We start from the raw sequence: 16,678 nt of genomic DNA, 5'->3' as shown, positions 1-16,678 counted from the left end.
TTGAATTCTTGCTGCTTGAATTCTTGAAGTTTGTTTGTCTCCTCGCCCGCACGCCTGCGGGCGCGACCGCTTCTGGCGCGCGGGTGCGACCCGCGGCTGATCACCCTGGCTGCTGGCCACCTACCTTTCCGATGAAATTGCCGGCGACGCTGAGCGCGCCGTCAGTGAGTGCCAGCGGCAACGCTGCAAGCCGTCGCGGCGCCGGCCCGAACACGACCTGCGCGCCCTGTCGCGGATCGTATTCGGAGTTGTGGCACATGCACTTGAACACCTCCTTGTCGCCGACATCGCTCTTGACCCAGGCGGTGACGGGACAGCCGGCATGGGCGCAGATCGCCGAATAGGCGACGATGCCATCCTGAGCACGCGCGCGCGTCTGATCGTCGAGCTCGGCGGGATCGAGCCGGATGATCAGGATCTCGTTGAGGCGCGAGGCGCTACGCACCACTGATGTCTTGGGATCCTTCGGCCAAGCGTGCACTGGCGGGCCACCAAGCGGCAAGTCGGCGATCGTGACGAGCTTGCCTTCCTGATCGCCTTCGGAGAACACCAGCACATCGCCCTTCTGCGGCCGCTCGTCGGCGCCGGGCGGATCCTCGCCCGCGGCGGCATGTCCGGAACCTGCAAAGCAGGCCGTGGTGGCGATTGCACCGATCAAAAGCGTTCGTCGCGTCTGCGCCGCGCAGACGCAGGCATCAGATTCCGCTGTGTTGTCGGAGGATGGACATGACGTGCTGTGCGTTGAATGCGCCATGTACGCTAGCAGGCGCTGGGACTCTGCCAAAAAGAAGGCGAAGAATTTGCGCCGCAGTGCATCATTCGCATGATGCTCGCTTTGATTGAATGCGAAAGTGCGCATTCACCGGCGTTTTTGCGATCGCAACGTCAAGATGCGCGACGGGGCATGATCATTTTGCAGATCAGATCGAACATGTTGGAATTGGTGCGACGCGCCATCGCATGGCGCATTGCAGATTCAATTCAAGGTGTCTGCACGTTTGTCAGGCAGGCATATCGCATTCAAGAGCGCAGCATGTGACGCGGCGTGAACATGCGTCCGCTTTGCGTCGCTGCCGCCATTTCAAAGCTGTCGGCAATGCGGCGTGCCTTGTCGATGAACAGAGCCGCTGCGGCCGGCGGGCAGACCTCGCGCGCAGTCTGCTCGAACAGATCGAGCCAGCGATCGAAATGATCGCCGATCAGGCTGAGCGGAAGATGCGCCCGCATCGGCTGGCCGTGATAACGGCCGGTGGTCAGCACCACCGACGACCAGAAATCGCGCAGCTTGGAAAGATGCTCATCCCAGTTCTTCACGATGGCGAACACCGGACCAAGCAACGCGTCCTCGCGCACGCGGCCATAAAACCTCGTGACGAGTTCCCCGATCATCGCCTCGTTGATCCCGGTTCGCTCCATCACGTCCTGGGCCAGCAGGCTGCGCCGCTCCGCCGCCGCTTTGCGATCGATCGTCATTCGGTCAGGCATCTCGCTCTCAGTATCCATTCGCGTTGTTCCAAGTCCTCCTGTTCCAGGCGCCTCAGCGCGCCACGAACCGGTCGGAGGTCGACAGCACCGTCCCTCCCGTTTCGTCGCGGGCGGTGAAAACCACATCGGCGTCCTTCGGACTCGCCGAGGTCAGGGTGACCCGTAGCGATTCCGAGCCGTCAGGCTCGACGGTGATGGGAGTTCCATCGTCGTGACCGACGATGCTCAGGCTGGCATCTATGCCTTTTATCGCCAAAGTGTAGTGGTGGGCGACGTTCGCCTTGTTGAGAAGCTTGACGGTGTAGGCATTTCTGACCGAGCCGTCGGACAAGGTCACGGCCAGGGGATCGCGGTCGTGCAGCACCGCTATAGCGCCCGTCGCCTTGGTTGCCAACAATCCGACCAGGCCGGCCGCCAATCCGACGCTGACGACCGTGAGCGCGATTGTTTTCGGGCGCAGCAAGCGTGAGACGCGGGCCTCGCCGCGATGGCCGCGCTCGATATTGCGCCAGCTTTCATAATCGATCAGGCCGCGAGGGCGATCCAGCCTGGTCATGACGCTATCGCAGGCATCGACACACAGCCCGCAATTGATGCAGGCGAAATTCGGCCCCTCGCGAATGTCGATCCCGATCGGACAGACATTGACGCACAGGCCGCAATCGACGCAGTCGCCGGCTGCCTCGCCGCGCGCGCGAAGTTCCGTGGCCTTCTTGGCCGACATGCGCTGCTCGCCCCGGTAGTCGCGATAATTGACCGTGAAGGCTTCCGGATCCCAGATCGCGCCCTGCAGCCGCGGCCAGGGGCACATGAAGGTGCAGACCTGCTCGCGCGCGAATCCCGCAAGGCCGTAGGTGGTCCCGGTGAAGACAGCGATCCAGGTCAGAGCCGTCGCGGAGACGTCACCGCCGGCAAACGCGCGAACGAGGCCGGGCGCATCCGTGAAATAGAAGATCAGCGTCCCACCCGTCATCAGTGAGATCAGTAGCCAGGCGCTGTGCTTGATGCCGATCCGGAGCGCCCGCGCGGCGGTCAGCGGAGTGTTCATGTCCTTCAGCCGCTCGCGCCGGTCGCCTTCAATCAGGCGTTCGACCAGGAGGAACAGGTCGGTCCAAACCGTTTGCGGACAGGCAAAGCCGCACCACACCCGTCCTGCAAGCGCGTTCGCGAGGATCAGGATGACCGAGGCGAGGATCAGCAGACCCGTGACGAGATAGAGGTCCTGCGGCCAGATCTCGATGAAGAACGCATAGAGCCGGCCATGCGCGAAGTCGAGCAGCACGGCCTGGTCGGGCGCGTTCGGCCCGCGGTCCCAGCGCAGGAACGGCGTGACGTAATAGATCGACAGCGTCAGGACGAGGATGGCCCACTTGATCCGCCGTATGCGTCCTGAAACGGCTTGCGGCACCACGCGCGATGTTGCCATTGCGGCTCTCTTGCGCGTGTCCGCCCTGGCCGCACCCGCTTTGGCGCGCGTGCGAGAGTGATCGATTTCAATGACAGTCATCGCGGTCCGCAGTCCCGATTTCGCTGGAGCAAGGCGACGGTAAGCGGATAGCGGCACGCCTCTTTGTCGGGGCACAAACTTCGGAACGAAAGTGCAGATTTCGAGAATGGAACTGGCGGTCGTTCGAGCTGCCGGCCGCCAGTTACGGAAATGAGTTAGCCGCTTCGGCGATCGCGGTCTCAAGCTCCATCAGGCGCCGTAGGTGTAGAAGCCCTGGCCGGTCTTGCGGCCGAGATGGCCGGCATCGACCATTTCCTTGAGCAAGGGCGCCGGACGGTATTTCGGGTCGTTGAAACCTTTGTAGAAGACCTCCATCACCGACAGCATGGTGTCGAGCCCGACGAGATCGGCAAGCGCCAGCGGCCCGATCGGGTGGTTGCAGCCGAGCTTCATGCCGGCGTCGATTTCCTCGGCGGTCGCGATCCCCTCCTGGAGCGCGAAGATCGCCTCGTTGATCATCGGGCAGAGGATGCGGTTGACGGCGAAGCCCGGGCTGTTCTTGGCCGTGATCGCGACCTTGCCGACGCGCTGGGCGAAATCGAGCGCCTTCGCGTGGGTGTCGTCGGAGGTCTGCAAGCCGCGGATCAGCTCCAGCAGTTGCATCACCGGCACCGGGTTGAAGAAATGCATGCCGATGAAGCGATCGGGGCGATCGGTCGCGGCGGCGAGCTTGGTGATCGATATCGACGAGGTGTTGGTGGCGATCAGCGTGCGCGGCGACAGCGTCGCGCAGAGGTCCTTGAGGATCTTGACCTTGAGCTCCTCGTTCTCGGTGGCGGCCTCGATCACGAGGTCGCAGTCGGCGAGCTTGGCACGGTCGGTCGTGCCGGTGATGCGCTTGAGCGTCGCCTCGCGATCGGCCGCCGACATCTTCTCTTTCTTGACCAGGCGCTCGAGGCTGCCGCCGACGGTCGCAATCCCGCGGCTCACCGCCGCATCCGAGATATCGACCATCACGACGGAAAGCCCGGCCGCGGCGCAGATCTGGGCGATGCCGTTCCCCATGGTGCCGGCCCCGATGATACCAACGGTTTGGATCATTGCTTCAAATCCTTCTCATCTTTCGGGCATGTAAACCGCCCTTCTGCCTGAACCAGGGACACCTCGCCTGTGGCGGACGGCCCGGTCCTGATAGGTTCTTCCTTAAAGCATCCATGGCGGGAATAAAGCCGCCTCTTCGGTCGCGGATGGCGCAATCTGGCATTCTCGCGGCCTGGCTGGCCCAAGCTACGCGCCTCGTGCGGCCCTCAGACGTGCCGAGGGCGGCCCGGGCAACGAGACATTGAGCTGCGGCCTCTCCGCTTAATCCATTGGGACTAGCATGAAGTAACGGCTGTCGGCGGGCGCAACGCGAGTTCATGGTCTGTCGCCCGGACGCGTCCGACGGAGAAGCGGCCGAGCGTGCATAGCCGAGCGCAGCATCAGGACGAGGCCGAGCGCAAAGGTCAGGCGACCTCTACCCGGATGCAGCGCCAAACGCAGAGGGGAGATAGCCTATGCGCAGCGCCCGAATCCAGATGGCCGCAGCCCTGCTCGCGACATTTGCTCTGACAAGCGCGCACGCCATGAACATGAAGCAGTCGGTCGGCGGGCGCGCGGCCAAGCCGGCGCCGCACCGGCTGGTGATCCAGGTCGACCAGAACGACCCTGGCGTGATGAATCTGGCGCTCAACAACGCCACCAACGTGCTCGAATACTATCGCAAGAAGGGCGAAGACGCCGACGTCGAGATCGTCGCCTTCGGTCCTGGACTCCATATGCTGCGTGCCGACACGACGCCGGTCGCCGAACGCATCCACGCCATGAAGGACCTCGCCTTTCCGGGCAAGGTGCGCTTTGCCGCCTGTGGCGTCACCCGGGAGGGCATGGAGAAGAAGGAGGGCAAGCCGCTCGAGCTCGTGCCCGAGGCTTCCATGGTCCCGTCGGGCGTCGTCCACATGATGGAACTGCAGGAGAAGGGGTGGAGCTACGTGCGGCCCTGAAGGGGGACGCGACAGGAGGATCGTGATGGTGCGCAGACTGCTGCTCGCGCTGATATTGCCGCTGCTCGTCGTGTCACTGCGCACGCCTCCGGCTGCCGCTCAGGATGCCGGCACCGCGCAGCGGTCCCGGGGCGTGGCCGCGCACGTAGCCCGCCCGGCGCAGGCGAGCCGGCCGCGAAGCGGAGAGCAGGAGATGAGAGACCGCGTCAATGCAGGCACGGTCGGGCTCGCCGCCGGTCTGCTGGAAGGCGCGCCGCTCCGTTTCGCCACCGAAATCTCGCGCGTCGTCAACGAGGGCGGGAAGGTGCACGTGCTTCCGGTCGTCACGCGCGGGCCGACCGAGAACGTCAACGACCTGCTCTATCTCAAGGGAATCGACATCGCGATCATCAACAGCGACTCGCTCGACGAATACCGCGCGCAGGTCCCCGAGGTCGGAAAGCGTATCGTGCACGTGATGAACCTGTTTCCGTCCGAGCTGCACGTTTTCGTGCGCCCCGAGATCAACTCGCTCGCCGAGCTCGCCGGCAAGAAGGTGAACTTCAACACGCAAGGCACCGCCGCCGCCTATTCCGGTCCGCTCATCTTCAGCCGTCTCGGCATCGAGGTGGAGAAGACCTTCCTGCCCCATCCGGTCGCGCTGGAACAGATGCTGCGGGGCGAGATGGCTGGCGTCGTGTTCGTCACCTCCAAGCCGGTGGATGCTTTCGTGAAGCGCAAATGGGGCGAAGGCTTCAAGTTCCTGCCGGTGCCGTACGGCCCGAAACTCTCCGACTACTACGTCCAGGCCCGGCTGACCCCGGCGGACTATCCCGCGCTGGTGCCTGCGGGCAAGGACGTCGAAACCATCGCGGTACCGACGGTCCTCGTTGCCTATAACTGGAATCCGGGCACTCCACGCTACGACAGCGTCACAGCCTTCGTGAACGAGCTGTTCGGCAAGCTCGACCAGTTGCGCGCGTCGGGCTTCGACCCGAAGTGGAAGGATGCCGATCCCGCCGCCACCGTCCCCGGTCTGCAACGCCTAAAGGCGGCGGAGAGCTGGAAAGATGGCCAAGTGGCGAACCGGTCGGGGGCGCCGTGAGACGGGCGGCGGTGGTCCTCGTCGCGAGCCTGGCGCTCGCGGAAGCTCGCGCTCAACCAGCATCCGACTCCACCAGGAACCTGGAGGACTGCTTCGCCCTGACGCGCGCGGCCGAAGCCGCTTGCGACCAGCCAGGTGGCAGCACCACCATGCGTCTCGAATGCCGGCTGAAGGCGCACAGCGCCGAGAAGGCGTGTGTCGACCACCTGATCGCGCATCTGGGCAAAGGCAAGCCACAGAATGATGAGCCCGCAGAACTCTCTACCCAGACGCTGCGGGAGCGATCCCGGCCGGCGCCGGAAAAAACACCGCCCCGGCGCGACAATGCGACCACAGAAGCGCAAGCCGGAAAGGGCTGGGTGATGGGCGAGACCACCTCTCCGGTCGACTTCTCGCCGCTTCTCGTCGCCAAGCTGTACGCGCTTCCTCCCGTCGCGGCCAATGCCCCCGAGATTCTCCTCCTGCGCTGCCGCAAGCAGCGGACCGAGATGTCCCTCAGTGTCAACGGTGCGTGGCGGGCATCGCGCGATGGTGTCGTCGAGGTCACGATCTCCGTCGACGAACCGACGACGGCGCGACTGCGCTGGCCACTCTCAACCGACGGCCGCACGGCTTCCATGCCGGAGGACGCAACCGAAGCGGTACGCACGCTCCGCGGAGGACGAACGTCGATCTCCGTGACCGACGGCGCGGGCCACAACACCAGCTCGATCTTTGATCTCGCCGGCATCGATGCCGTCCGCTCAAGGCTCGCAAGCACCTGCCACTGGCCGAATGCAGCGGCTCAATCAGGCGCGCGATGACGGCTCGTTGACAGTGCTCCTTGGGCGAATTCGTGCTCTCGCCTAGTGGATGATCTGGTTGAGAAAGCCCTTCGCCCGCTCCGTGCGAGGCGAGCTGAAGAAACTCGCAGGCTCCCCCTCCTCGACGATGCTGCCCTGGTCCATGAACACGACGCGGTCGGCGACCTCGCGCGCAAAGCCCATTTCGTGGGTCACGCACACCATGGTCATGCCTTCGCCTGCGAGCTGCACCATCGTGTCCAGCACCTCCTTGACCATCTCGGGATCGAGCGCGGAGGTCGGCTCGTCGAACAGCATAATCTTCGGCTGCATGCACAGCGCGCGGGCGATGGCGACGCGCTGCTGCTGGCCGCCCGAGAGCTGCGCGGGATATTTGTCCGCCTGACCGTGAATGCGAACCTTCCTGAGCAAGCCCATCGCACGCTCGTGCGCTTCGGGACGCGAGAGTCCTCGCACCTTCATCGGCGCCAGCATGCAGTTCTCGACGACCGAGAGGTGCGGGAACAGATTAAAGCTCTGGAACACCATGCCGACCTCGCAGCGAACGCTGTTGATGTCGGCCATGCGGTTCACCAGCTCCACGCCGTCGACCACGATCCGGCCGCCGTCATGCTTCTCGATGTGGTTGATGCAGCGGATCAGGGTCGACTTGCCGGAGCCGGAGGGGCCGCACAGAACGATCTTCTCGCCCTTCGCGACCGTGAGATGGACATCATTCAGCGCGGTAAAGCCGCCGAACCGCTTCACCAGATTCTCCACGACGACGATCGCAGAAGAATGATTGCTCGGGTTCACCGCGCCTTCCTGTCGCATCTTCGTGTTCCTCTCAGTTTTCAAAGCCGCTTCGCTACCGGTGCGCGCCGCCGAGCGCGTATCGCCGCCGGAGCGATGCGACACACTGCGACGCTGCCGAACTGATGGCGAGATAGACGACCGCCACCACGAGATACATCTCGACGAGCCGGCCGTTGAGCTGCGCGAGCTTCGAGGCCGCGCCGAGGAGATCGGTCAGCGAGAGCACGTAAACCAGCGAAGTGTCCTGGAACAGGATGATGGTCTGGCTCAGGATGATCGGGCTCGCGACCCGGATCACCTGCGGCAGGATCACGCATCGATAGGTATCGAAGGTGGAAAGCGCGAGCGCCTGGCAGGCTTCGAACTGGCCCTTGTTCACCGCGCGCAATCCGACGCGGATGATCTCGGAATAATAGGCCGCCTCGAACAGGCCGAAAGTAATGAAGGCCGTCCAGGTGGCGCCGATCGGGACCGGACGGCCGTTGCCTGAGAGGTGCCCAAGCACGATCGGCACCAGGAAGAAGAACCAGAACAGCACGAGGATCAACGGAATCGAGCGGACCAATGCGATATAGCTGCGCACGATCTGGCTGACGACGGGCACCTCGAAATGCTGCACGAGGGCGAAGCAGGTCCCCAGCATCATGCCGATGACGAAGGCTGCGGCAGTCAGCGCGAGGGAGAACAGCAGTCCCGACCAGAGATAAGGCCAGGCCTGAAGGAGGACCGAGAAATCGAGGCTGTTCATTTCACGACCTCCATTCCGTGGGGCAAGGCGGTGCCAGACTGCACGTCGTCCGCCAAGATCGGCTCGACCGCATCCTTCGCGGGCGTGGAGCCCGGGATGCGCACGGCCTTGTCGATGAGCATCATCGATTGATAGGCGATGAGCGCGAGCACGAGATAGATCAGCGTCGCCGCACCGAAGGCGGTGAAGGTCTGGAATGTCGCTTCGCTGATCTGCCGCGCCTGCGCGGTCAACTCCATCAGGCCGATCGTGAGCGCCACGGACGTATTCTTGTAGATGCCCATGACCTCGCTGGTCAGGCTCGGCACGATAAGCCGCAGCGCCTGCGGGACGATGACGTGGCGATAGGTCAGGAGGGGAGAGAGCCCCAGCGCATTGGCCGCCTCGGTCTGGCCCTTCGGCAAGGCCTCGATGCCCGCGCGCACCTGCTCGGCAATGCGCGCGGCGGTGTAGAGACCGAGGCACACCAGCGCCGGGAAGAACGATCCCCAGGGCGGCGGGATCTGCTTGATGGCGTCGCCGAGGCGGCTGGGGAGGATCTCCGGCAACACGAAGTACCAGAGAAACATCTGCACCAGCACCGGGATGTTCCGGAATATCTCGACATAGAGCCGTGCGAGCGCCGTCACGAGCCGGTTCTGCACGGTACGGCCGATCCCGACGATGACGCCGACGGCGAAGGCGATCCACCAGCCGAAGAAGGCCAGCGCCAATGTCCAGCCGAGGCCGGCGAGAAGCCAGTCGATATAGCGCTGGCCATCCGCCGTCTGTTCAAAAAGCACTCCGAACATCGCAAACCTCAGAGTTAACGGTGCGAGCGAAGGCGGTCAGTCGACCGCGTCGCTGGGCCTCGCGATCCGCTCCATCAGCGTATCAGTGAGCGGAAAAGCGAGGTTCTCACCCTTGGGCGGGATCGGCCTGGTGAACCATTTCGTGTAGGTCTTCTCGAACTGGCCCGACGCCATCTGTTTTGACAGAACGTCGTCGACGAGTGCCTTGAAGCCGGCATCGCCTTTCGCGAACATCAGCCCATAGTAGATTCTCGCATAGCCTTCGGGAAGGAAGATCAGCGCGTCCGGCTTAGGCGCTGCGGCCTTGAGGCCTGCGAGAAGGATGTCGTCTTCCATGAAGGCTGCGGCACGTCCCGTATTCAACATCAGGAATGATTCCGCGTGATCCTTGGCCTGGACGATGTTGAGGCCGAGCTGCTCTTTGGCGTTTACGCCTTGCGCGAAGCCGATCGCGTTGGAGCCCTGCGTGACGACGATGGTCTTGCCCTTGAGATCGCCGGCGGTCTTCAGGCCGCTGTCCGCCTTGACCAGCCAGCGTGGCTGACTGACGAAAGTCGTCACCGAGAATGATACCTGCTCCTGCCGCTTCTTGTCGTTCGCCGTACTGCCGCATTCGATATCGACGGTGCCGCTCTGAATCAGCGGAATCCGGTTGGACGAGTTCACCGGCGTGTAGTTGACGGTGAGATTGGGCAGGTTCAGCTCCGTCTTGATGCGCTCGACGATAGCGGCGCAGAGATCCTGCGAGAAGCCGATCGGCTTTTGATCGGGACCGAGGTAAGAGAACGGGATCGAGGTCTCGCGGTAGCCGATCGTGATCGCACCGCCGGACTTGATCTTGGACAGCGTCGGGCTGTCAGCGGCGGCCGACGGCTCGACCATTGCGATGACGGCCACAAGGCCCGACAGGGCCCCCAGCATCCGTGCAAAATTCCTCATGTCCTGCACCCTCCTCTCATATCTCTGGCCCTGGCGGCCTTCTAGGCAGCCTTGGATGATGTCTTCACGCCGCGCCGGCGGATGAGCTCGATCAAGCGATCGACATCCGCTGATTTGTTGAACATGCCGAACGACACGCGAATGCCGTCCCGTTCCGGCGACACACGCACGCCGTTCTCTTCGAAGTAGCCAAGCCATTCGGCCGCAGGCAGCGCGACGACGTAGATGTGCGGCGCACGGTGCTTCCGGTCGCGCGGACCGACGAGCCGGATATCGAGCGCATCGAGCTCTGCGATGAGATGATCGCCGAGATCGAAGCAGTGGTTCTGGATGTTCCCGACGCCGATCTGCGCGATCAGGTCGAGCGAGGCGCCAAGCGCGTGGATCGCCGGAAGGTTGAAGTTGCCGAGTTCGAAGCGACGGGCGCTCGGAGCCGGCGCGAGCCTATCAGGGCGGGCGATGAGATCGGCCGGGATCTCCGCAAGGCTTGCGGCAGCGAGATAAGCGGGCTCGAGCTCCGCTTGCGCACTGTCCCAATAAAGGAGCCCAAGCCCCTGGGGAACGAGCAGGCCCTTGTGACTGCCCGACCCGATGAAGCTCGCGCGGATGGCCTTTGCATCGATCGGCACCACGCCGATCGCCTGCATCACGTCGACGATGAAATGGAGCCCCTTTTCCGCGCACAGCGCGCCGACGCTGTCGACATCGAAGCGGTGGCCGGCGTGAAAGGTCACATGGGACATCGAGATCGCGCGGGTGTTCGCATCGATGTGGGAACGAAAGCTCGCCGCATCGACGACATCGGTCATCGGTACGAACCGTACCTCGACGCCCTGCCGTTGCAGGTTGAGGAAGGCGTATGCGTTGTTCGGGTGATCGCCGTGAACCATCAGGACATTGTCACCCGCCCGCAGCCGCAGGGCGTTCGCGGCAATATTCATGCTTTCCGAGGTGTTCTTGGTGAAGGCGATCTCGTCGGCGGACACGCCGAGGAAGCGCGCGACCTTCGCACGCGTCTGCTCGACGCGGTCGAGCCACACGCTCTTTGGGCCGGCCGTCTCGAGGCTCTCGCGGAGAAAGAGGTCGATTGCCGCCTTCACGGGGCGCGCGAGTGGCGCCTGAAATCCGGAGTCGAGATAGGTCATCCGCTCGGCAGCCGGGAATTCCTTCCGCACGGCATCGACGTCGTAATGACCTGACATCCCACTCTCCTGTTCGGCGCGTTGCCTGTCGGGCCCGGTTTGCGTTGCACAAATCCTGTTCACCGACTGGCGGAGCCAACGATATGAGCAGCAAGGGAGAACCGTCCAATATATTTTTCATATTTCAGTAGTTTTAATTCCGAAAACTGATAATTTATTGCCGCGACTTGAGGAGACGCGAATGGCGGAGCCAGCCAAGACCGAAGGACCACTTGATCGCGCCTTTGCGATCGTCGGGCACATCGCCAGTCAAACCAAAGCCGTATCGGTCGCCGAGATCGCCCAGGCGCTTGGCCTTCCGCTTCCGACCGCCCATCGGTTGATCGGAAACCTTGAGGAACGCGGCCTGCTTCAGAAGGCGCTTGGGACCAAGCGCTACGTGGTGGGCAATCAGCTCGTCACCCTGGCCGCCAAGGTCATCGGCGCAGCATTCCGCACCGCGCGCCGGCATGCCGTGCTGCGCGCGGTCGCCGGCGAAATCGGCGAGCAATGCGAGATCGGCGTCGTACGCGACAACATGGTGGCTTATGTCGACAGCGTCCGCGTCTCGCAACCCCAGGGACTGCAATTCAATCCGGGCGAAGCGGCGCCGCTGCACTGCACGTCGACAGGCAAGATCTATATGAGCCGCCTGCCGGAGAAAGCGCGCGAGAAGCTGTGCCGCGCGCTCACGCTGACGAGATTCACGGACACGACGATCGCAGACTACGACGCCTTGATGAAGGTGCTCGAGGAGACGCGTCGGCGCGGCTGGGCCAAGACCAACGAGGAGTACGTCAGGGGCGTGGTTGGATGCGCCGTCCCCATCCTGTCGCCGGACCGTGAGCTGATCGCGTGCCTGGGCGTCTCCGTCCCGGCGGCCCGCGTGAGCTTCGCCGAACTCGACCGTTTCATCGCCCCGCTTCAGAAGGCCGCCGCGCTCCTGTCGGAAACGATCCTGCAGGACGATGATGATGGTGGATGAGAGCGAGGGCCACGGCCAACCTACTTCGCAATCCGCTCCACCACGTCCCGCACCAGACCGACCAACAGCTCGAGCTTGTATCCGGTCATCGGCAGCGGCGTTGCCCCTGATGTCGCGAGCTGCGCGGCTTGCGCGATAACTTCCGCGTTTGCCGGCTTTCCCTCCAATGCGACCTGGCACGCCGTCAGCCGCAGCGGCACCGGGGCGACCCCGCCAGCGGCAATGCGGACATGCCGGAAGATGCCGCCGGATACCACGGCGCGCGCGCAGACTTCGACCAGCGGCCAGTCCGCATAGCTGCGGCTGATGGCACGCTTGTAACAGGCGCGCTCGGAGGCGAGCGGCGCGGGAAGCGAGATGGCCTCGATCTTTTCGCCCGGCTCGAGCGCATGGTCCGCGGCGCCGTTGGTACCGTCGCCAACGAAATCAGGCAACGACAACCGGCCGCGCCGGTCTGTCGCGATCGTCGCATCATAGGCGAGCAGCGCCATCGCCATGGTCGACGGATGTGGGGCCACGCAAGGTCCGAGGTCGAATGCGGCGTGATAAAGATGATTGCCCGATCGCGCCGGGCAATCGGAGCCGCCCTTCTTGAGACAGCCGATCTGCGGATTGCGGAAATACCAACAGCGCGAACGCTGAGCGAGGTTGCCGCCGAGCGTTGCCAGATGCCGGATCTGCGGCGTGGCGAGGCCTTGCGCCGCGGCGGCGATGCCGGGATAGGCACCCCGGATGCGTTCATCGGCCGCGATCGCCGCGATCGTGGTAAACGCGCCGATGCGGGCCGAGCCGTCCGCAGCCCAGTCGATCCCGATCGCGCCTGATGTCCCGGAGAGATCGACGATGGGCCCACGGGACACGCCACTGCGGCGGCGCTCGGACAGATCCGTGCCGGCGGCACGGAATTCGGGTGCGCTACCCGCCGATATTGCTGACGAGGCGCTCATGCCGCAGTTCTCCCCTTCAAGGCGGCGACGATGCGGTCGGGCCGGATCGGAATTTCGGCGAGGCGAACGCCGATCGCATTGAAAATCGCGTTCGCGACCGCAGGTGAGGTCGGCACGGTCGCCACCTCACCGATGCCGACGCTGTTGCCGAGCACATGATCAAAACCGCCCTCGTCGAAATGCACGTCGATCTCGGGCGTATCCGCAATGCCGGGGATGCGATAATCCTCCATGCTGGCGGTCAGTACGTCGCCGCTGAGCGGATCGACCTCGCGCGCCTCGTAGAGCGCGTAGCCGAGCCCCTGGATGACCGCGCCGCAGGCCTGGCTGTGCGCGAGCTGAGGCGCCGCGATCTTTCCGACCGCTATCCCCGTGTGCACCTTGAGCACGCGCACGTGGCCGAGCCAGGTATCAACCTCGACTTCAATCACCTGCACCGAGCTCGGCACGCCCGCGCCGATGACGATGTTGGAGTTGCGCCTCATCATCCAGCCGAACACGACGCCGAGAAGCCCGAGGTCCTTCAGCGGCGAGCGGATGCCGGGCGCCGTGTTCTTCCCATCCTCGCCACGCGTCTCCGAGATAGCGATATCTGCCGAGCGCGCGATCAGCTCGCGCCATGGCGCATTCGAGCCCGGCGCGGGCTTGCGCGTGGCTTGCTCGAGGAGCGCGGCTTTCAGCTTCTGGATCGCCGTCAGCGTCGGCGGCAGCACCGAGGCGGTGACGCGGCTGCCACCGGAGCCGGGGCCTTCGGGGAGCGACGAGTCGCCGATGCGCACCTCGACCTCATCAGCCTCGAGATCGAATTCGCGAGCGACCGTATCAGCCAGAACGCTGCGGGTACCGGTCCCGATATCCTGTGTCGCTGTCGATGCAACGATGCGGCCGCCCTTGACCGCGACCTCGACCTTGACCTTGGGCTGCCAGAGATAGAGCCAGTAACCGGTCGCCACACCAACACCGCGGCGATAGCGACCGCTCCCGGCCGACGTCCGATTGCGCCAGGTGTCGAGGCTCAAGGCCCAGTCATAGAGCCTTTGCCTATTGGGATCCGGGTCCCAGCGCTTGCGCAAGGCAATCGGATCGACGGCGAGCCGCAGCGCGGCCTCGTCGACCGCCTGCTCTACTGCAAATGCCATCGGCGGACCGCCGGGGCCGCGGAACGCCGCGCCCGGCGGCAGATTGCTGATGACGTCGAAATCCCTGAGGTCCTTGGCTTCGGCCGGATACATCAGCCGCGCCAGACCCGCGATCGTCGAGTTGGTCGCGGCGCCCGTATCGGCGTGCGCCGTGACGGAGAGCGCCTTCAACTCACCCCGATCAGAGGGCAACAGCGCGACCTTCACCTCCGCGGCCGGACGATAGCCGGCAACCGACAATTCTTCATGACGGTCATAGACAACTCTTACCGGCGCATTCGCCGCGCGTGCGAGTTCGACCGCGGCAATCGTCTCGGCGCCGATGCTCGCCTTCGAGCCGAAACCGCCGCCGACATGATCGGCGATCACGCGGACGCGCGCAGGATCGAGCTTGAAGCGCTTGGCGATCTGCTCCTTCAGATGGACCACCCACTGCGACGAGGCGTGCACCGTCAACTCCTCGCCATCGAAACGCGCCACCGCGGCATGCGGCTCGAGACAGGCATGCTGCTGCGTGCCGGTACGGAATGTTCCCTCGACGAGAAGACTGTTGCTCGCCTGCCGCGCCTCGTCCACCCAGTTGCGCGCCCTTTTGGCACGCCTGGCAAACACCGAGGTCGGCCCGCGAACGTTCCGCTTCCATGGCGCGGGCCCGCCGGCCGCTTCCGAAACATTGCCCGCTCTCTTGCGGCTCGCCCGGTCGAACACCACGGGCGCATCATCTTTCCGCGCCGCATCGAGCCCGATCACCGCGGGTAGCGGTTCGCTGGTCGGCTTGATCGCGGCGAGCGCCGCGAGCGCTGTCTTGCGGTCCTTCGCTGCGACCGCCGCGATTGGCTCGCCGACATAGCGCACGATGCGATCGTCGGAAAGCAGCGACACAGCGGTGACGCCGTCAAGCGCACGCGCGGGGGCCAGGTCGAGCACCGTGATGCGCGCATGCGCGTCACGCGAACGCAGAATCACGCCCTCGAGCTGACCGTCATGCCTGATATCTACGGTATACCTTGCCGCGCCCGTCACCTTGTCGCGCGCCTCGATGCGTGGACTTGCGAAATGACCGCCGTCGAAGCGGCCGGCACAGGCATCCGCCACGGCGCGAAAGATCGCATCATAGGCGCCGCAACGGCAGAGATGGCCTGACAGCGCCGCACCGATCTCCTCGCGCGAGGGCACGGCCGTCCCCTTCGCCGCGCGCCAGCGATCGCAGAACGCAGCCGCCTCCAAGATGAAGCCGGGCGTGCAGAAACCGCATTGCAAGGCGTCATGCGCCATGAACGCCTTCTGCACCGGGTGCAGCTCCTGTGCGCCAATGCCTTCCACCGTCGTCACGGATTTTCCAGCGGCGGCACGCGCCGGCATCAGGCAACTCGCGATCGGGACGCCGTCGACGAGCACCGTGCAGGCGCCGCAGACGCCGCCACCGCAGACGAGCTTGGTGCCGGTGAGACCGAGCTGATCGCGCACGACATCGATGAGCAGCGCATCGGGATCCTCAGGCAGAGGCTCGACGCGGCCGTTGATGATCATCGTATTCATGGACGTGCTCCGGCTTTGCTGCGTGAGGATCGTTCTCTGGTCCCGGCCTTGCTCGCGGGCGGCTCCTGCGACTTCGGCACAGCGCCGGCGCAGAGCGTCCGCACCATCATCGCCATGTCCTTCAGGAAGGCCTCTGCCGGCTGCATCGCCGGATGCTGCGACTTCGATCCGTGTACGGCCATCTCGACGAGCCGCGCGAACTCGGCCGCCGACAGGCCCTGCGGCAGCGCAAGCTTCTGCTTGCGCGCAACCCGCGCGATCGTGGCGACCAGTCGCTCGGCATAAAGCGCTGCGTATTTCTGATAGAGGTCACGTCCATGCACGAGGTGCTCGGAATACAGCTCCTCGATATGCGGCGAGCCGTCGAAGGATCCGATCATGGCCCGCATCCGCGCCGTCATGCCGGCGACGAGAATGTCGGCGAAGCTGCGGCCCGCCTTCTCCGCCCCGCTGATTGCCGTCTCCTCGGCGGCAATGGCCGTCTCGTGCACGCGCTCGATGACGGCGCGGAACAGCGTTTCCTTGGATTCAAAATGATGATAGAGCGCCTGCCGCGTCAGGCCGGCGGCCTCGGCCACCTGCTCGATCGAGGAGCGGCGAAAGCCGTGGCGGCGAAACACCAGCATGGTCGCGTCGAGAATGCGCGTCTTCGGTCCCATTTGTCGATTTTGACAAAATATGAAGAACTGTCAAATCGCGATTTGGTGAGCCCGGCGTCGCACCATTGCGATCGGGCAAGCTGCAGGCACAGCC

The 16,678-nt window shown here is 64.4% G+C and carries 16 protein-coding genes; 4 read left to right on the top strand and 12 right to left on the bottom strand.

Going from position 1 to position 16,678, the window contains the following annotated elements:
* Window positions 1-100: 100 nt before the first annotated feature.
* The 4 genes from NLN62_RS31670 to NLN62_RS31655 all read right to left on the bottom strand — a co-directional run bounded on the left by NLN62_RS31670 (window position 101) and on the right by NLN62_RS31655 (window position 4,033).
* Complete coding sequence (locus tag NLN62_RS31670) at window positions 101-754, bottom strand: ubiquinol-cytochrome c reductase iron-sulfur subunit (RefSeq protein ID WP_254111404.1); 654 nt, start codon at window positions 752-754, stop codon at window positions 101-103.
* A gap of 266 nt (window positions 755-1,020) precedes the next feature.
* Window positions 1,021-1,416 carry a group III truncated hemoglobin gene (locus NLN62_RS31665; protein WP_371260517.1) on the bottom strand — a complete coding sequence of 132 codons (396 nt, stop codon included), beginning with the start codon at window positions 1,414-1,416 and terminating at the stop codon, window positions 1,021-1,023.
* Window positions 1,417-1,537: 121 nt separating this feature from the next.
* Entirely contained in the window at window positions 1,538-2,992 is a 1,455-nt protein-coding gene (gene ccoG / locus NLN62_RS31660; RefSeq protein WP_371933052.1) for a cytochrome c oxidase accessory protein CcoG, read from the bottom strand.
* A 189-nt stretch (window positions 2,993-3,181) separates the two neighbouring features.
* Window positions 3,182-4,033, bottom strand: coding sequence for a 3-hydroxybutyryl-CoA dehydrogenase (locus NLN62_RS31655; protein ID WP_027525778.1), 852 nt, complete (start codon window positions 4,031-4,033; stop codon window positions 3,182-3,184).
* A gap of 455 nt (window positions 4,034-4,488) precedes the next feature.
* Here NLN62_RS31655 and NLN62_RS31650 point away from each other — a divergent pair, with 455 nt between their 5' ends.
* From NLN62_RS31650 to NLN62_RS31640, 3 genes are read left to right on the top strand one after another with little or no spacing between them, the layout of a single operon-like run.
* Window positions 4,489-4,974, top strand: a complete 486-nt coding sequence (locus NLN62_RS31650; RefSeq protein WP_035663760.1) for a DsrE family protein — start codon at window positions 4,489-4,491, stop codon at window positions 4,972-4,974.
* Window positions 4,975-4,999: 25 nt separating this feature from the next.
* Window positions 5,000-6,058: a TAXI family TRAP transporter solute-binding subunit gene (locus NLN62_RS31645; RefSeq protein ID WP_027525780.1), complete on the top strand. Its 1,059-nt coding sequence runs from the start codon at window positions 5,000-5,002 to the stop codon at window positions 6,056-6,058.
* The gene (locus NLN62_RS31640; RefSeq protein WP_027525781.1) at window positions 6,055-6,861 is read left to right on the top strand and encodes a type VI secretion system-associated protein TagO; all 807 of its coding nucleotides are present in this window, start codon (window positions 6,055-6,057) and stop codon (window positions 6,859-6,861) included. Before NLN62_RS31645 ends, NLN62_RS31640 begins: the two co-directional genes overlap by 4 nt.
* A 42-nt stretch (window positions 6,862-6,903) precedes the next feature.
* On the opposite strand, the gene NLN62_RS31635 is transcribed toward NLN62_RS31640, so the two are convergent.
* From NLN62_RS31635 to NLN62_RS31615, 5 genes are read right to left on the bottom strand one after another with little or no spacing between them, the layout of a single operon-like run.
* Window positions 6,904-7,674, bottom strand: a complete 771-nt coding sequence (locus NLN62_RS31635; RefSeq protein WP_305881682.1) for an amino acid ABC transporter ATP-binding protein — start codon at window positions 7,672-7,674, stop codon at window positions 6,904-6,906.
* A gap of 34 nt (window positions 7,675-7,708) precedes the next feature.
* Window positions 7,709-8,404: an amino acid ABC transporter permease gene (locus tag NLN62_RS31630; RefSeq protein ID WP_027525783.1), complete on the bottom strand. Its 696-nt coding sequence runs from the start codon at window positions 8,402-8,404 to the stop codon at window positions 7,709-7,711.
* A complete protein-coding gene (locus tag NLN62_RS31625) occupies window positions 8,401-9,195 on the bottom strand; it encodes an amino acid ABC transporter permease (RefSeq protein WP_027525784.1) in 795 nt (264 codons plus the stop codon). The genes NLN62_RS31630 and NLN62_RS31625 overlap by 4 nt, the downstream gene beginning before the upstream one ends.
* Before the next feature lie 36 nt (window positions 9,196-9,231).
* On the bottom strand, window positions 9,232-10,134 hold the full coding sequence (locus tag NLN62_RS31620) for an amino acid ABC transporter substrate-binding protein (RefSeq protein ID WP_254111402.1): 903 nt from the start codon (window positions 10,132-10,134) through the stop codon (window positions 9,232-9,234).
* Between the two features lie 41 nt (window positions 10,135-10,175).
* Entirely contained in the window at window positions 10,176-11,336 is a 1,161-nt protein-coding gene (locus NLN62_RS31615) for an aminotransferase class V-fold PLP-dependent enzyme (RefSeq protein WP_027525786.1), read from the bottom strand.
* A gap of 181 nt (window positions 11,337-11,517) precedes the next feature.
* Between NLN62_RS31615 and NLN62_RS31610 the strand changes: the two genes are divergently transcribed.
* Window positions 11,518-12,300, top strand: coding sequence for an IclR family transcriptional regulator (locus NLN62_RS31610; protein WP_254111401.1), 783 nt, complete (start codon window positions 11,518-11,520; stop codon window positions 12,298-12,300).
* A gap of 20 nt (window positions 12,301-12,320) precedes the next feature.
* Here NLN62_RS31610 and NLN62_RS31605 read toward each other — a convergent pair whose 3' ends face one another.
* From NLN62_RS31605 to NLN62_RS31595, 3 genes are read right to left on the bottom strand one after another with little or no spacing between them, the layout of a single operon-like run.
* Entirely contained in the window at window positions 12,321-13,247 is a 927-nt protein-coding gene (locus NLN62_RS31605; RefSeq protein ID WP_254111400.1) for a xanthine dehydrogenase family protein subunit M, read from the bottom strand.
* A complete protein-coding gene (locus NLN62_RS31600; protein ID WP_254111399.1) occupies window positions 13,244-15,925 on the bottom strand; it encodes a molybdopterin-dependent oxidoreductase in 2,682 nt (893 codons plus the stop codon). Before NLN62_RS31600 ends, NLN62_RS31605 begins: the two co-directional genes overlap by 4 nt.
* On the bottom strand, window positions 15,922-16,584 hold the full coding sequence (locus NLN62_RS31595; RefSeq protein WP_027525790.1) for a TetR/AcrR family transcriptional regulator: 663 nt from the start codon (window positions 16,582-16,584) through the stop codon (window positions 15,922-15,924). Before NLN62_RS31595 ends, NLN62_RS31600 begins: the two co-directional genes overlap by 4 nt.
* Window positions 16,585-16,678: the final 94 nt, after the last annotated feature.

It is taken from the genome of Bradyrhizobium sp. CCGUVB23 (genome assembly GCF_024199885.1).
In the GTDB taxonomy this organism is placed as follows: Bacteria; Pseudomonadota; Alphaproteobacteria; order Rhizobiales; family Xanthobacteraceae; genus Bradyrhizobium.
This window is presented reverse-complemented; position numbering and strand designations above follow the sequence as displayed.

Bases quoted from the DNA above. Each gene is read 5' to 3' on its own strand.
- NLN62_RS31665 (WP_371260517.1), bottom strand. From the start codon at position 1,416: ATGGAGCGAACCGGGATCAACGAGGCGATGATCGGGGAACTCGTCACG.
- NLN62_RS31670 (WP_254111404.1), bottom strand. From the start codon at position 754: ATGGCGCATTCAACGCACAGCACGTCATGTCCATCCTCCGACAACACA.
- NLN62_RS31595 (WP_027525790.1), bottom strand. From the start codon at position 16,584: ATGGGACCGAAGACGCGCATTCTCGACGCGACCATGCTGGTGTTTCGC.
- NLN62_RS31625 (WP_027525784.1), bottom strand. From the start codon at position 9,195: ATGTTCGGAGTGCTTTTTGAACAGACGGCGGATGGCCAGCGCTATATC.
- NLN62_RS31630 (WP_027525783.1), bottom strand. From the start codon at position 8,404: ATGAACAGCCTCGATTTCTCGGTCCTCCTTCAGGCCTGGCCTTATCTC.
- NLN62_RS31605 (WP_254111400.1), bottom strand. From the start codon at position 13,247: ATGAGCGCCTCGTCAGCAATATCGGCGGGTAGCGCACCCGAATTCCGT.
- NLN62_RS31615 (WP_027525786.1), bottom strand. From the start codon at position 11,336: ATGTCAGGTCATTACGACGTCGATGCCGTGCGGAAGGAATTCCCGGCT.
- NLN62_RS31635 (WP_305881682.1), bottom strand. From the start codon at position 7,674: ATGCGACAGGAAGGCGCGGTGAACCCGAGCAATCATTCTTCTGCGATC.
- NLN62_RS31650 (WP_035663760.1), top strand. From the start codon at position 4,489: ATGCGCAGCGCCCGAATCCAGATGGCCGCAGCCCTGCTCGCGACATTT.
- NLN62_RS31620 (WP_254111402.1), bottom strand. From the start codon at position 10,134: ATGAGGAATTTTGCACGGATGCTGGGGGCCCTGTCGGGCCTTGTGGCC.
- NLN62_RS31655 (WP_027525778.1), bottom strand. From the start codon at position 4,033: ATGATCCAAACCGTTGGTATCATCGGGGCCGGCACCATGGGGAACGGC.
- NLN62_RS31600 (WP_254111399.1), bottom strand. From the start codon at position 15,925: ATGAATACGATGATCATCAACGGCCGCGTCGAGCCTCTGCCTGAGGAT.
- NLN62_RS31645 (WP_027525780.1), top strand. From the start codon at position 5,000: ATGGTGCGCAGACTGCTGCTCGCGCTGATATTGCCGCTGCTCGTCGTG.
- ccoG (WP_371933052.1), bottom strand. From the start codon at position 2,992: ATGACTGTCATTGAAATCGATCACTCTCGCACGCGCGCCAAAGCGGGT.
- NLN62_RS31610 (WP_254111401.1), top strand. From the start codon at position 11,518: ATGGCGGAGCCAGCCAAGACCGAAGGACCACTTGATCGCGCCTTTGCG.